This is a genomic window from Agrococcus casei LMG 22410, from assembly GCF_900163565.1.
Lineage (GTDB): Bacteria > Actinomycetota > Actinomycetes > Actinomycetales > Microbacteriaceae > Agrococcus > Agrococcus casei.
In genome coordinates this window covers 74,567-88,395 of record NZ_FUHU01000044.1, presented here as the reverse complement: position 1 = coordinate 88,395, position 13,829 = coordinate 74,567, and the positions used below count along the sequence as shown (strand labels likewise).

15 protein-coding genes are annotated in these 13,829 nt (G+C 65.4%); 13 read left to right on the top strand and 2 right to left on the bottom strand.

Translation table 11 applies throughout. From position 1 onward, the window contains the following. Nucleotides 1-22: 22 nt before the first annotated feature. From CZ674_RS11590 to CZ674_RS11560, 7 genes are all read left to right on the top strand, one after another. Nucleotides 23-2,461, top strand: a complete 2,439-nt coding sequence (locus CZ674_RS11590; RefSeq protein WP_086992687.1) for a phage tail protein — start codon at nucleotides 23-25, stop codon at nucleotides 2,459-2,461. Further along, on the top strand, nucleotides 2,458-4,101 hold the full coding sequence (locus CZ674_RS11585) for a hypothetical protein (RefSeq protein WP_086992686.1): 1,644 nt from the start codon (nucleotides 2,458-2,460) through the stop codon (nucleotides 4,099-4,101). The genes CZ674_RS11590 and CZ674_RS11585 overlap by 4 nt, the downstream gene beginning before the upstream one ends. Next, on the top strand, nucleotides 4,098-4,820 hold the full coding sequence (locus CZ674_RS11580) for a pyocin knob domain-containing protein (protein WP_086992685.1): 723 nt from the start codon (nucleotides 4,098-4,100) through the stop codon (nucleotides 4,818-4,820). The genes CZ674_RS11585 and CZ674_RS11580 overlap by 4 nt, the downstream gene beginning before the upstream one ends. Before the next feature lie 12 nt (nucleotides 4,821-4,832). Beyond that, entirely contained in the window at nucleotides 4,833-5,015 is a 183-nt protein-coding gene (locus CZ674_RS11575) for a hypothetical protein (protein ID WP_086992684.1), read from the top strand. Nucleotides 5,016-5,027: 12 nt separating this feature from the next. Continuing rightward, complete coding sequence (locus CZ674_RS11570) at nucleotides 5,028-6,047, top strand: N-acetylmuramoyl-L-alanine amidase (protein ID WP_086992683.1); 1,020 nt, start codon at nucleotides 5,028-5,030, stop codon at nucleotides 6,045-6,047. Between the two features lie 68 nt (nucleotides 6,048-6,115). Next, nucleotides 6,116-6,466: a hypothetical protein gene (locus CZ674_RS11565; protein ID WP_086992682.1), complete on the top strand. Its 351-nt coding sequence runs from the start codon at nucleotides 6,116-6,118 to the stop codon at nucleotides 6,464-6,466. A gap of 9 nt (nucleotides 6,467-6,475) precedes the next feature. Then, entirely contained in the window at nucleotides 6,476-7,078 is a 603-nt protein-coding gene (locus CZ674_RS11560; RefSeq protein WP_143244732.1) for a hypothetical protein, read from the top strand. Here the strand turns inward: CZ674_RS11560 and CZ674_RS11555 are convergent. Then, complete coding sequence (locus CZ674_RS11555; RefSeq protein ID WP_159456979.1) at nucleotides 7,075-7,884, bottom strand: tyrosine-type recombinase/integrase; 810 nt, start codon at nucleotides 7,882-7,884, stop codon at nucleotides 7,075-7,077. The two genes, CZ674_RS11560 and CZ674_RS11555, sit on opposite strands and share 4 nt — an antisense overlap. Before the next feature lie 235 nt (nucleotides 7,885-8,119). Here CZ674_RS11555 and CZ674_RS11550 point away from each other — a divergent pair, with 235 nt between their 5' ends. The 6 genes from CZ674_RS11550 to CZ674_RS11525 all read left to right on the top strand — a co-directional run bounded on the left by CZ674_RS11550 (nucleotide 8,120) and on the right by CZ674_RS11525 (nucleotide 12,825). Then, nucleotides 8,120-8,689: an isochorismatase family protein gene (locus CZ674_RS11550; RefSeq protein WP_086992679.1), complete on the top strand. Its 570-nt coding sequence runs from the start codon at nucleotides 8,120-8,122 to the stop codon at nucleotides 8,687-8,689. 81 nt (nucleotides 8,690-8,770) lie between these two features. Continuing rightward, the gene (locus CZ674_RS11545; RefSeq protein WP_086992678.1) at nucleotides 8,771-9,430 is read left to right on the top strand and encodes a GntR family transcriptional regulator; all 660 of its coding nucleotides are present in this window, start codon (nucleotides 8,771-8,773) and stop codon (nucleotides 9,428-9,430) included. After that, the gene (locus CZ674_RS11540; RefSeq protein ID WP_086992677.1) at nucleotides 9,427-10,338 is read left to right on the top strand and encodes an NAD(P)-dependent oxidoreductase; all 912 of its coding nucleotides are present in this window, start codon (nucleotides 9,427-9,429) and stop codon (nucleotides 10,336-10,338) included. Before CZ674_RS11545 ends, CZ674_RS11540 begins: the two co-directional genes overlap by 4 nt. Continuing rightward, entirely contained in the window at nucleotides 10,335-10,763 is a 429-nt protein-coding gene (locus CZ674_RS11535) for a carboxymuconolactone decarboxylase family protein (RefSeq protein ID WP_086992676.1), read from the top strand. Before CZ674_RS11540 ends, CZ674_RS11535 begins: the two co-directional genes overlap by 4 nt. Nucleotides 10,764-10,807: 44 nt before the next feature. Beyond that, entirely contained in the window at nucleotides 10,808-11,602 is a 795-nt protein-coding gene (locus CZ674_RS11530; protein ID WP_159456978.1) for an N-acyl homoserine lactonase family protein, read from the top strand. Then, on the top strand, nucleotides 11,599-12,825 hold the full coding sequence (locus CZ674_RS11525) for an alpha/beta fold hydrolase (RefSeq protein WP_086992674.1): 1,227 nt from the start codon (nucleotides 11,599-11,601) through the stop codon (nucleotides 12,823-12,825). Before CZ674_RS11530 ends, CZ674_RS11525 begins: the two co-directional genes overlap by 4 nt. Here CZ674_RS11525 and CZ674_RS11520 read toward each other — a convergent pair. Continuing rightward, nucleotides 12,793-13,710, bottom strand: coding sequence for an NADP-dependent oxidoreductase (locus tag CZ674_RS11520; RefSeq protein WP_086992673.1), 918 nt, complete (start codon nucleotides 13,708-13,710; stop codon nucleotides 12,793-12,795). The two genes, CZ674_RS11525 and CZ674_RS11520, sit on opposite strands and share 33 nt — an antisense overlap. Nucleotides 13,711-13,829: the final 119 nt, after the last annotated feature.

Genomic DNA, 13,829 nt, shown 5'->3' with positions numbered 1-13,829 from the left:
GCACTCGAGATAGGAGCCCAGCATGGCGAAGCAGACAGTCATCGTCAGCGTCCTCGCAGACACGGCACCATTCACTCGAGGCATGAAGAACGTCTCCAGCGGCATCGGCGGCGCGATCTCCGGCATCGGAAAACTCGCCCTCGGTGTCGCTGGAGCAGCCGCCGGCATCACCGCAGCGATCGGCGCAATCGCGATCAAAGGCGGCCTCAGCCGAGCACTGAACATCGAGGACGCCCAAGCCAAACTCAAGGGCCTCGGCTACGACACCGTCGCTATCGGTAAAGTTATGGACGCCGCTCTCGGCTCGGTCAAGGGCACCGCGTTCGGCCTCGACTCGGCCGTCACCGCAGCAGCCGGCGCAATGGCAGCCGGCGTCAAAGAAGGCGCAGAGCTCGAGAAGTACCTCACCGCGATCGCCGACGCCTCCGCGATCGCCGGTATCAGCATGGACGACATGGGCGCGATCTTCAACAAGATCCAAGCCAATGGCAAGCTCACCACGCAAGAGCTCAACCAGCTCGCCGACCGAGGCATCCCCGTACTGTCCTGGCTGTCCGAGGAGTTCGGCGTCACCGCAGAAGAAATGCGAAAGATGGTCACCTCCGGGGCCGTCGACGCCGAGGCATTCCGCAACGTCATCGAGGAGAACATCGGCGGCGCAGCGTTAGCGTCGGCCGAGACCACTAGGGGAGCGTTCGCGAACATGGGCGCGGCACTCTCTCGGTTCGGTGAGGTGCTCGCCGGCGGCGTCCTCCCCATCGCCCGCGAATCGTTCTCGGCAATCACCGTCGCCCTCGACGCCGTTGCCGGCAAAGTCAAACCATTCGCCGACGCATTCTGGGAATCAGCGCAAGGCACGATCATTCCCGCGCTGCAAGCCGCAGCCGACTCGGTTGCCGGCTTCCTCGACGGCTTCGGAGGCTTCGGCGGCCTCATGGCAACAGTGCAGCCGATCATCGACCTCGTCTCGCAACTCTCACCGCTCCGCATCATCATGGACGCCCTCGCACCCGTCAGCGAGCAGCTAGGAGAGACGTTCTCGCAACTGGCCGGCATCGCCTCCGACGCGGCAGCACAGATCGGCCCGCTCCTGGCGCCCGTCCTCGAACAGCTCGGCGACCTAATCGGCAGCCTCGTCGCAACCGTTCTGCCACCCCTCATCGACATATTCGGCAGCATCGCCGGCGTCGTCATGCAGCTCGCCCCGGTGCTCCTCGAGGTCGCCACCGTCGTCCTCGCAGCACTCACCCCGGCACTGGACTCCCTCGGCCCACTCCTCGCCCTGGTTGCAACCGTCGTCGGCGATCTCCTCACCGCCCTCGCCCCGCTCCTGGAGTCCCTAATCGGTGCTCTCGCCCCGATCCTCGGCTCGGTGCTCGAGCTCCTCGCGCCACTCCTGGAGCTCTTCACCGCACTAATGACCCCGATTCTGGAACTCGTCGCACCCCTAGTCGAGCTCCTCGTGCCGGCCCTGCAATTCCTCGTCGACGTGATCGTCCTCGTCGTCGACGCGATCGTCGGCCTTATTGGCTGGTTCGTCGACCTGCAAATCAACGCCCTCGAGAACGCCGACGGGATGCAATCCGCATGGGCTCCCGTCGCTGAATTCTTTACCGCACTCTGGGACGGCATCAGCAGCGTCTTTGCCGACGCATGGGACGCGATCACCACCGTCGTCTCGAACGCTTGGAACGTCATCAAGACGATCTTCGAGACCGTCGGACAGATCATCCAGCAGGTCGTCGCCGGCGCAATCTTATTCATCGTCAACATCTTCAAGGGCGACTTCGCTGGTGCAGCGAACATCGTTCGAACAGTCTGGGACAACATCCAGAATCTCTTTAGCGGCGCGATCGGAAAAATCCGTGGCTTCGTGTCAAACATGGTCGGGGCCGTCGTCAACTTCTTCTCCGGCATGATGAACCGAGCCCGCTCGACAGTCTCCAGCGGCATGGGCAACGTCGTCGGCATCTTCCGAGACCTGCCCGGAAAGATCCTCGGTTTCGTTCGATCGCTTCCCGGCCGATTCGCGCAGATCGGCAGCGACATCATCCGAGGACTCATCAACGGCATTCACAATATGGCCGGCTGGCTTAGGGACGCCGTCAGTAACGTTGTCGGCGGCGTCGTCGGTTGGGCAAAGAGTATGCTCGGCATCTCCTCACCATCGAAGGTGTTTCGCGACCTCGGCCGCTTCACCGTGCAAGGGCTCGAACAGGGTCTCTCCGGCCCCAATCGCCTCCGCAGCCTCATGGGAGGCCTCGCAACGAGCATGGAAAGCGCCTTCGACCCCTCGCTGTCTGTCGAGCCGTTCCGAGCCTCTCAAGCCCGCACAGCGGGCCGTAGTGGAGGCATCACGGTCAACATCACCGCCGGCGTCGGCGACCCGGTCGAGATCGGCCGTGAAGTTATGCGAACCATCAAGGCGTACCAGCGAAGCGGCGGGATGGTGACGATATGAGCGCCGTAGACTACATCGCCCTCGAGCTATTCATGCAGCCCCTCGAGGACTTCATCCTCGGCCACTCACGTCTAGCGCTGGCACGCCTGGGAATCGACCCAGACCAGGACGCGCCGCGCTGGATCGACGTGAAATGCGACCTCTCGAGTATCACCGCCCGCTCCGGCGGAAACCCCGTCGACGCGACCACCGCCATCGACGCCGGCTACCTCAGCTTCATCGCGCACAACGCCCTCAACCCCGTCCTCGGCTATGACGTCTATCCCGGCACGCTTGTGCGCCTCCGCGACACCAGTAGCAACGAAACGCTCTGGACTGGCGCGCTCGACGACATCGATGTCGCCTACGAGAAGCAAAGCGACGACTACACCGTCACTATCAACGCCTCCGACGCGATCCGCGAACTCAAGGCCACAATGGTTCGCGGCGCACCCGGCGACATCGACGCGACCAATCCTCCCGTGCATCGCATCGACGACCGTGTCGAGCAGCTCGCCGCAGCCGCGAACGTCACCACTGACCTAGACAGCCCCGCCCACGGATGGGTCACTCAAAGCGCGAGCCTCGGCGCATGGGAACGATTCGGCACCCGCCCCACCGGCTACAACTACGGCCCAGTCGACGCCGAAAACCGCCTCTTCATCAACGACACCATCGACGCCGTCCGTGAAAGCATCAGCATGACCTCCGGCCAGTTCGGAATGCAGCGCCTCGCCACCGGCCTCACCATCGGCACGATCTACCGCTTCTACGCCCTCATCGGTGTCGGCAGCGGCTCAGGCAGCGTATGGAACTTCGACGAGAGCCTCGCCACGTTCGCCGTCGGCACAGACTCCGGCGAGCGCTCCATCGGCGTGCAGGTCGCCCACAATGGCCGCAAACGCTACGCGGTCGCAGAAGTCATCTTCAAAGCGACAAGCACCACACGCCGCCTTCGCGTATTCCGCGACTACACAGGTGAACTACCGCACACCGACGTCACCTACAACATCGGCTACGGCCTTCTGGAGCAGTGGCAGCCGGGATCGCCACTCCTGCCACTCCAGCCGGTCGCTTACCAGTCCAACGCCTACAACCACCTCGTCATGGCCGCTGACTCCGCCGGCCAGCCCTGGCACATCGACCGACTCGGCCGCCTCGCCACGAAACCAGCAGCAGCACCCCGAGCCGACCTCAGCGACCAGCACAGCAGCGCATCGACGCACCTTTGCTACGTCGACGTCGACGCCGGCTACTCAACCTCTGACACGGTCAACACGCTCGACATCGACAACCGAGGCCGGCAACCCTCACACGAGCAAGCCGACGCCTGGATCGTCCACGAAGAACCCCACACACTCACGAGCCCCGCGTCCGTCGCCCGCTACCGGCCACGGCCCATGAACCTCGCGACGCAACTACCCGACGCGCTCCTACCAGGCCGAGCTAACGCGATCTTCACGACGCACGACACCCCGCACGAGACGATCCGCTCTATCACCGTCGAGGCCGACAAGCAACCCCTCGCCCGCTCCCTCGAGCTCGGCGACCGCATCACCGCCCGATTCCGAGACATCAGCAGCACCTACCGGATCGCCGGCATCGCCCACCACATCACCCCCCGCCGTCACCGCATCACATACGAGACGAGGACATCATGACCTTCCACAACTTCACTGACGGAGACGTCCTCTACGCCACACAACTCAACGCCCTACGGGCTCACCTCGAGGCCTACGCTGACGGCTCATTCTGGCGCGGCACGATCCCCACGACCGGCAGCCTCGACACCGCCCTCGAGCCTGGACTGTACGGATACTGGAGCGGCAGCGCAAACGCACCCGATGCTGTTAGCGGAGTGCTGTTAGTCGGCAAGATCGGCAACACCACACAGCAGAAGGCGTGGGCTTACGGCAGCAATCCTCGAGAGTTCCACCGCTACTCAACCATCGACAGCCCGTTCTCCGAATGGATCCGAGTCGATGGCGGCGACCGCCTTACCGCCTTGGAACAAGACACCGGCTGGCGCGATATCACCGGCCTAATCAATGCCGAGTCGATCGACGCCAGCAACCTCGGGACGCTGCGCCTCCGCAGGATCGGCCACCTAGTGACTGTGACAATGCAAAATGTTGTGCTTACGCAGTCGTCATACGCCGTTTTCGTCACCCTGGGGAGCGGATACAGGCCGGGGACATCCTTGATGTTTTCGATTGATGTTGCCGTCAGTTCGAGTGTGCCCATTGAGAACTACCAGGCTGGTATGAACTCAGCTGGTGCGATCTACGTCACAGGCTATCCCGGCCGACGGCACCAGTTCACGCTGACTTACATCACCGACGAAGCGTTCCCGACGTCGTTGCCAGGACTTCCCGCATAAGGAGCTATACCAATGGATCTACGAACAAAGTCTGACGAAGAGCTGCACCAGCTACGCATCGACGTGCTGACCGAGCAGGAGCGTAGGCACCGCCTGGCCGACATTCCCGACCAGATCGCGCAGCTCGCGCACGCATACGAAGCCGACGGCGGCGATCTCGCCGACCTGTCGGCTGCACTGAATAAAACAGAGTAACAGGAGAACAACATGGTTACAATGCGCCAACAGCTCGTCTCAGATACGGGCATGAAGTTCGCTGGCACGAACCCGAAACGCTATCTCACGATCCACGAAACTGGCAACACCTCCCCTGGGGCGAACGCGGCAGCTCACGCCAATCTCCAGTCACGCAGGTGGGAGTGGGCCACATGGCACTGGACGGTCGATGCGCGCGAGGCGGTGCAGAGCTACTCGCACAACCTCCGGCTCTGGCACGCAGGTGACGGTCAAGGCCACGGCAATATGTCGTCTATCGCCGTTGAAATCTGCGTGAATTCGGACATGAGTCGAGCCGCAGCTCGTCAGAACGCCGCCGAACTGTGCGCGCATATCCTCACGACCGAGGGCATACCGCTCGCCAACATGGTTCAGCACAACCACTGGAGCGGCAAGAACTGCCCCACGTTCATCCGTGGAGAGAGCCGCTGGGACGAGTTTGTCAACCTCGTGCGCGTCGCTATGGGAGGCAAGCCCGACCCGAAGCCCGACCCGAAGCCCGACCCGAAGCCCGGCAAGCAGACCACGGCGCAGGTTGCGGAAGCAGTCTACGCGGGACACTACGGCAACGAGCCGCAGCGCTCCGCCCGACTCCGCGACGCAGGCTACGACCCCGCAGTCATCCAGGCCGAGGTCAATCGCCGCTACTACGGCGGAGATGGCTCAGCCCCCGCACCGGCACCCGCGCCCTCGGGAGGCTCACTCGCGCACATGGCGCTTCGGACGTACCGGGGAGACTTCGGCAATGAGCCGGGCCGCTCAGCTAAGATTCGCGCGGCAGGCTTCGACCCGGCAGCCGTACAAGCCGAGGTGAACCGCATCTACTACGGCGGCGGCGGTGCAGCTCCGGCAGCTTCCTCGAAAAAGTCCAACGCCCAGATCGCCCGCGAGATCGTCCACGGAGTCAACGGTCGGAACCCCTGGGGCAACGACCCTCAGCGCTCTCAGAAGCTGCGGGCTGCGGGCTACGACCCCAAGGCAGTCCAGCGCGAAGTCAACAAGCTGCTCTGACCAACGAACCGCCCGAGGTCGTCGAAGCCGACGAGCTCGACATCCCCTAACCCCGAAGGATGCACCCCATGAACAAAAACCTCATGTACCTAACGATCGGCGCGATCGTATTGGTCGGACTCATCGGCTCGATCATCCTCCAGATCGTGCGCCCTGAATCGCTCGGAACGTTCGTGCAGCAGGTCGTCATCATCGTCGGCCTCCTCATCAGCGCCGCCGGTACGATCTACGGCCTCGGCCAGGTCAACGACAAGATCGACAAGGTCGACAAGCAGACCAACGGCCGGCTCGAACAGCTCCAAGGCGATCGCGACAGGGCAGCCACCGAGCTCGCCAAGACTCGCGAAATTCTGGCAGCGAAGACCGGCACGATCCCCGTCCAGCACAGCGAAGAGGAGGACGCCTCGAGGAACGCCTAGAATGGCCGTATGACTGTCTCGAACCCGCTGGCGAACGGCCCTCAGCGACCACCCAAGCCCTCTACGCCTTGGTACAAGCGCTGGTGGGTATGGGTGCTTGCTGGCTTCATCGTTCTCTTTGTCCTTCCCCTAGTGGTCATCGGCTCGATCGGTGCAGCACTGGAAGACTCGGCGGCCCCGGCGTCACCCAGCGCCACCGAGCCGGCCGAGGAGACGGACGCGGCCGAGACCGAGACGCCCGACGAGCCAGCCGTCGACGAGGTCACGGAAGAACCGACCGAGACCGAGACCGAGACGCCGACCGCCGACCCCAGCGATCTAGCAGCAGACGTTGAGGCGGCTGTACTCGCCAGTAACGGCGTCTCGGCCTTCTCCGAGCTTGGCACCTCGAGCCCCGGCTACGCGATCACAGGGATCGAGGAGATCACCTCATCCACCATCCGCGTGCAAGTGCAACAGCAGCTCACAGACGCCGAGCGAGACGACACCGCCCGCTGGGTATTCAATATGTCCTGTGACGCCGTACCCGCGCTCGGCACGGTCGTCATCACCGACATATCCGGCATCGACCATAACTGGTACGCGGATCGCAACGTCACTATGTGCAGCTAGGCGGCTCGAGGTAGTGCAGCTATGCCGGCGACCATCTGGCGCAGCGAAACGCGCGTGTAGAGCTCGGTCGTGGCGATGGACTCGTGCCGCATGAGATCGCGCACGATGCGCACGTCGACGCCATGCTCGAGTAGCTCGGTCGCGTAGTAGTGGCGCAGTTGGTGAGGCTGGCCGGCGAAGCCAGCTCGTCGCATCGCTCGTCGGATCGCGTCGGATACGGCGTGAGGCGTGACGTGCTCGGCACCGGCGTATGCAGGGAACCAATGGTCAAACAGTGGGAACTCTTCGGCGTACTCGAGCACCACTTCATGCGCAGGGATCATGGCGGTCTTGCCACCCTTGCCGGTCACGGTGATGGTCTGCCCGATGCGGTCGAGGTCTTCGCCCTTGAACTTCGCTATCTCGTGGACACGCAGCCCGGCATAGGTTGCGAGCACGACCATCATTCCCGTTCGGCGGCGATTCACGACGCGCAAGAGAGCGCTGACGTGTTGCGTCTGGATGGGCCGAGGGAGCGACTTCGGGCGCTTCGGCCTTGGTGTCTGCTCGGTCGGGTCTTGGGCGATCCTGCCAGTGCGCAGCGCCCAAGCGTAGAACGCTCTGATCGTCGCATGGTAGGAGGCGCGTGACGAGGCAGCCAGGCCGGGCCGCGAGCAGTATGCGATGACATGGGCCGGCGTGACACTCAGCAGCTCGACGCCGGCCTCGTGCTCGAGGTGCCGCATCGTGGCTGATCGCTCGGTGATCGTTCGGTGTGACAGCCCTTGTGCTTGCTGCCAGCTCTTCCAGTCGTCGAGAATCGACATCGTTTCTCCGTTCGTGCAGGGGAACGGCGAAACTATCGAGGCACGATTACGAGTCATGACGCGAGGCGAAGCGGGATGACCTCGGCGAAGTGGTCGCCTTGTAATGAATAGGTCGGCAGTTCGATTCTGCCAGGCGGCACCAGCAAGGCCCTTCGCCCAGACGCAAGTCTGGTCGGAGGGTCTTCTTGCGTCTGCTCCGGTCGCCCGTGTCACCGGGCCCGGGTAGATTGGCGGCATGACCGCGAAGCGAGCAATCCTGATCGTCGACGTGCAGAATGACTTCACCGAGGGCGGCGCTCTCGGCTGCGACGGCGGGGCGGCAGTCGCCGCAGCCGTCTCTGAACACGTGCGCGCATCCGCTTATGACCTCGTCGTCGCAAGCCGCGACTGGCACGACGCCGCGGGCGACAACGGCGGGCACTTCGCGACCGGCGAGCCCGACTTCGTCGACACCTGGCCCGTGCACTGCGTCGCAGACACGCACGGCGCCGAGTATCACGACGCGCTCGACACGACGCTGATCGGCGTGCACGTCAAGAAGGGGCAGGGCGAGCCTGCCTACTCGGCGTTCGAGGGCACAGCAGGCGGCAGCTCGCTCGAGCAGGTGCTGAGCGATGCCGGCATCGCCGAGCTTGACGTCGTCGGAATCGCGACCGACTACTGTGTGCGCGCATCCGCTCTCGACGCCCTGCGTGCGGGGCTGCGGGTTCGGGTGCTCGTCGGCATGACGGCCTTCGTGGCTGAAGAGTCGGCTGCTGCGGCGATTGCCGAGATGGCTGAGGCGGGCGCCGAGATCGTTCGCTAGTCGTCGAGAGCTCGCCACTCTCAGGCAGTCTTGGTTATTTCGTAATACGGTATTACGATAAGAGCAGACGAAGGAGTGGCAATGCTGCAGAGACAAGCGGCCCCGCTGCGAGAGCAGGCGGTCATCGAGTTGCGATCGCAGATCGTGTCCGGCGCGCTTGCGCCCGGCATCCGGCTGAAAGAGAAGGACCTCGGCGACCTCCTCGGCGTCAGCCGCACCGTCGTGCGCGAAGCGCTGCGCCAGCTCGAATCTGAGCGACTCGTCAGGCTGCAGCCGGGCAGCGGCCCCATCGTCGCCGAGCTCACCCGCGATGAGGCCAGGCAGCTCTACGAAGTGCGCGCGGCGCTTGAGGGCGCTGCGGCACGCCTGTCGGCGAGGAACGCGACGGATGCGCAGATCGACCGACTGCGCGAGGCCCTGGAGGCAGTCGCCGGGCGTGCGTCGAGCGACCTCGTGCCGATGCTCGAGCTGAAGAACCGCTTCTACGACGCACTCATCGCGGCCAGCGGCAACGCCATCATCGGCGAGCAGCTCGACGGCGTGCAGGCCCGCATCAGCCAGCTCCGCGCGGTCACCCTCTCGCACCCCAACCGCGAAGGCACGATGCTCCATGAGCTGACGGCTGTGATCGATGCGATCGCGTCGCGTGACGCCGATGAGGCCTATCGACTCTCGGTCGCCCACGTCATGGCGGCCTCGGCCATCGCCCTCGACCACCTGCAGCAGGAAGGCAACGCATGAACGCCACGATCTTCATCGGCCTCGGCCACATGGGCGCGCCCATGGCCAGGCTCCACTCAGCCGCGCATCCGACATTCGTCTTCGACGTCGTGCCGGCTGCCTCAGAGGGTCTCGCGGCCGACTCCGAGGCCACAGCGATCGCGTCGCTCGAGGCGATTCCGGCAGACGTCGACACCGTTATCCTGATGCTGCCGACGAGCCGCCATGTCGAGCAGCTGCTCGTCGACGACGGCCTGTTCGAGCGGCTGCCGAAGGGCGCGGTGGTGATCGACATGGGCTCGAGCGAGCCGCAGAGCACGCAGCAGCTGGCGAAGACCGCCGGCGAGCACGGCCTCGGCTACGTCGACGCACCGGTTTCGGGCGGCGTCGCGAAGGCCGAGACCGGCGAGCTCGCCATCATAGTCGGCGGTGCCGCTGACCACGTGGCGCACGCCATGCCGCACCTCGAGGTGCTCGGCGGCGACATCAGCCACGTCGGCGACGCCGGTGCCGGTCACGCGGTGAAGGCCCTCAACAACCTGCTGAGCGCGACCAACATCGCGGCAGCGAGCGAGGCCGCGACGATCGGGGCGAAATTCGGCGTCGCGCCCGACGTGTTCATCGACGTCATCAACACCGCGACCGGCATGAGCCAGGCGTCGCAGGTGAAGTTTCCGAAGCACATTCTGCCGGGCACCTTCGCATCGGGGTTTGCCTACGACCTGATGCTGAAAGACATGAAGATCGCCATGGGGCTGGCTGAGCAGGTCGGCTTCTCGCCGGTCACGACAGCCGCATTCGAGACGCTCAGCGAAGGCCGTGAGGCACTCGGCGAGCGGCCAGACCACACCGAAGTCGCGCGCGTCTACGAGCAGCGCACCGGAATCGAGCTCAGGGCATCTGAGCATGGAGGAGAGGAAGCACGATGACCAGCGAACCCAAGGCAGTCGACCCCCAGGAGTACATCGACGACATGGCCCGCAAGCGCGGCTATGTGCTCGATTATCACAAGGTGATGGCCAAGCAGGACTTCGAGGTGCTGCAGGCGACCAACGGCCTCGTCTCGGCCGCGTACCTCAACCAGCGCACGCTCGACCGCAAGACGAAGGAGCTCATCTTCATCGTCTCGCTCACCGTGATGCGCGCGTCGAAGGGCCACATCCAGTCGCACATCCGCGTGGCGCTCGACCTGGGCCTGACGCCGCAGGAGATTCTCGAGGCCATCGAGATCGCGCTTCCTGAGGCCGGCATCGTCGCATTCCAGACCGGCTTCGAGGCCTGGCGCGAGGTGGTCGACGTCGACGGCATCGAGCCGAGCGTCGAAGTGCACGAGGGCGGAGCCGGCTCGAACTAGAGCCGCATCACGCCATGACGGAGCACCCGGAGGGGAGTCAGCCAGTGAGTCAGCAGCCGTGGCAAGTCGTGATCATCCGACACGGCACCCGAACCGCCCGCAAGAGCGAGGCGTTCATGAACTATGCCTTCTACGGCGAGGCAGACGGCGACTACACGACTGACTACTACCTCTGGGTGCTTCGCCGCGGCGACGAGACGATCCTGGTCGACACCGGGTACTCGGCAGCCGGCGCTGAGAAGCGCGGCCGCACGGTGCTGATCGATCCGGTCGAGGCCCTCGCGCGCATCGGGGTGACGCCCGAGCAGGCGCCCCCGATCGTGGTGACGCACGCACACTATGACCACATCGGCAACATCAGCAGGTTCGCTGGGTCCGAGCTGCACATCGCCTCGAGCGAGTACGAGTTCTGGACGGGCGAGATCGCGAAGAAGCCCCTGTTCTCGCACTTCGGCGACCCCCACGAGGTCGATGACCTGAGCGCAGCCGATCGCGAGGGCCGCCTCGTGCGGTTCAGCGGCGAGCATGAGCTGCGCGACGGCATCCGGCTGGTCGAGGTCGGCGGGCACACTCCTGGCCAGGTGATGGTCGAAGTCGACACCAGCGAGGGGCTCGTGCTGCTCGCCAGCGACGCCTGCCACTTCGTCGAAGAGCTCGAGCGCGACTGGCTGTTCGCCTCGATGGCCGACATTCCTGAGTCATACAGGGCGCTCGAGACGATCCGCGAGCACCCGGCTGACCATCTTGTGACGGGGCACGACCCGGCGAGCATGACCGACTTCGAAGCGTACGGTGAGCCGCTCGACGGCATCGCCACCGTGATCGGCAGACGGCCGTGACCATTCCGGAGGATGCCATTCGGCGTCTCGAAGCGGATGCGCGGCTCGCCTCGATCGCACGGGGTGCGGCGGTCGCGTTCACACTGGCTGGTGACGGCGCTTCCAGCAGCGAATCAGCGCGTGTGACGGCGGCGTTCACCGACGGGGCCGTATCTGCCGCAGACGAACCTGACTTCTCGCTCACCGCATCCGACGATGTCTGGGCTCGGCTGTTGTCGGCGACTCCGGAGGCCGGCTGGCAGCACGTGCTGCCGCTGGTGCGCGACGGCCGCATCCGGCTGGAAGGCGACGAGCGCGCGTTCTGGCGGCACTTGCACGTCGTGCGAGGCGCTGTCGAGGCACTGCGACCGGCCACCGAGACCGAGGTGCCTGCGGTGCGTCGGCCGCTGGCGATGCGCGGCGAGTACGTGCGGGTCGACGGCCCGCTCGGGGTCAGCGACGTGTTCGTCGAGCGCGCCGGCGAGGGGCCCCAGCTGCTCTGCCTGCCGACTGCCGGCTCTGACACGACGCAGTTTCACGGCCTCGTCACCGACACCCCGATCACCGAGCACTTCGAGGTCATTGCGTTCGATCTTCCGTGGCACGGCAAGTCGACTCCGGCAGCTGGCGTCGAGTATCGGCTGACGCCGGAGGAGTACACGCAGCACATCGTCGGCGTCGCCGATGCCCTGGGGCTTGCGAGGCCCATGCTGCTTGGGCCGTCGATGGCTGGCGCCGCCGTCGTGCGCGCGATCGCCGTGCATCCGCACCGATTCGCCGGCGCCGTCTCATGCCAGGCTGCAGAAGACGTGCGCGGCAGATCGAGCGACCTGCTGTCGGCAGCCGACATCGACCAGTCGCGCCTCGTGCCCGAGTGGACGGTGGGGCTCATGAATCCGGCCTCGCCCGCCGAGCACCGCGACCGCGTGCACTGGGGCTACTCGTCGGGCGCCTCGGGCGTCTATGCCGCCGACATCGACGGCTATCAGCAGTGGAGCTTCGACGACATCGCGAGCCTGCTCACCGCCGGCAGCCCGCACATCGCCGTGCTGAGCGGCGCCTATGACACGAGTGTTCCGCCCGAGCGATCGCGGCAGATGGCAGACCGGATTCCGAACTCGTCATTCGCGCTCATGCCCGAACTCGGGCACTTTCCGCACGCCGAGCATCCGTCTGCCTTCTGGCAGCATCTCGAACCGGCCCTCGAGCGGCTACAGCTGCACGATCAGCTTGCCGGCGACTGACCCCGTCATCTGCTCGTGATAGGCCTCGGCGGCGTCGTTCAGCGAGTAGCGGCCCAGGATGCGCGTGCGCAGTTCGCCGCGCACGGCAAGGGCGGCGAGCTCGTCGAGGGCTCCGTGTGTCTCGAGGTCTGTCGCGACGCCTCGGGCGCCGCCCGTGCCCTTCGCGCCGACCGTGATGCAGCGCTCGATGTCGACGCCGTTGGCCGTCGCTGCCAGCACGCCGCTGCCGTCGGCCGCGTCGAAAGCGGCGTGCAGGGGAGCGAGCTGCGCAAGCTTCGCGGCCAGGTCGCCGCGGTAGTCGACGGGCTCGGCTCCGAGCTCGCGCAGCAGGTCGTGGTTGTGCGGGCTGGCGGTGCCGATCACCCGCACGCCCTTGCGAACGGCGAGCTGCACGGCATACTGGCCCACGCCTCCGGCTGCTCCGTGCACCAGCAGCGTCTCGCCGGCAGTGACGCCGAGCGACTCGACGCCGTCCCATGCGGTGCGGCCGGCGACGACGAGGCATGCGGCCTCTGGGTCGTCGAGGCCGTCGGGGATGCGCGCGAGCTTCACCGCCGGAACGTCGAGCACCGTGAAGTCCTGCAGGGCCTTGACGCGAGCCGAGCCGAAGACGCGGTCGCCGACCGTGAACCCTGTGACGCCAGCGCCGACCTGGTCGATCGTGCCGGCGATGTCGTTGCCGACGCCCATCGGCGGAGCGAAGCTCGTGCCGACAGACGCTGCCCCGCCGCCGAAGATCTTCCAGTCGACCGGGTTCAGCGACGCGGCCCGCACCCGCACGCGCACCTGGCCGGGGCCCGCCTGCGGTGCCGCCGTCTCGCGCATCCGCAGCGCCTCGGTGCCGCCGAACTCGTCGATCCAGATCTGTCGCATCATGTCAGCCATGCATCCATTGTGCCCCGGCCTGTCGGCAAGTGGTGGTGCTCGGTCACGGGTGACTGTAGTGTTGAGGCAGACATGATGCCGAAACGATCCGGCAAGTGAGATTCACCAGAACGAAGGAG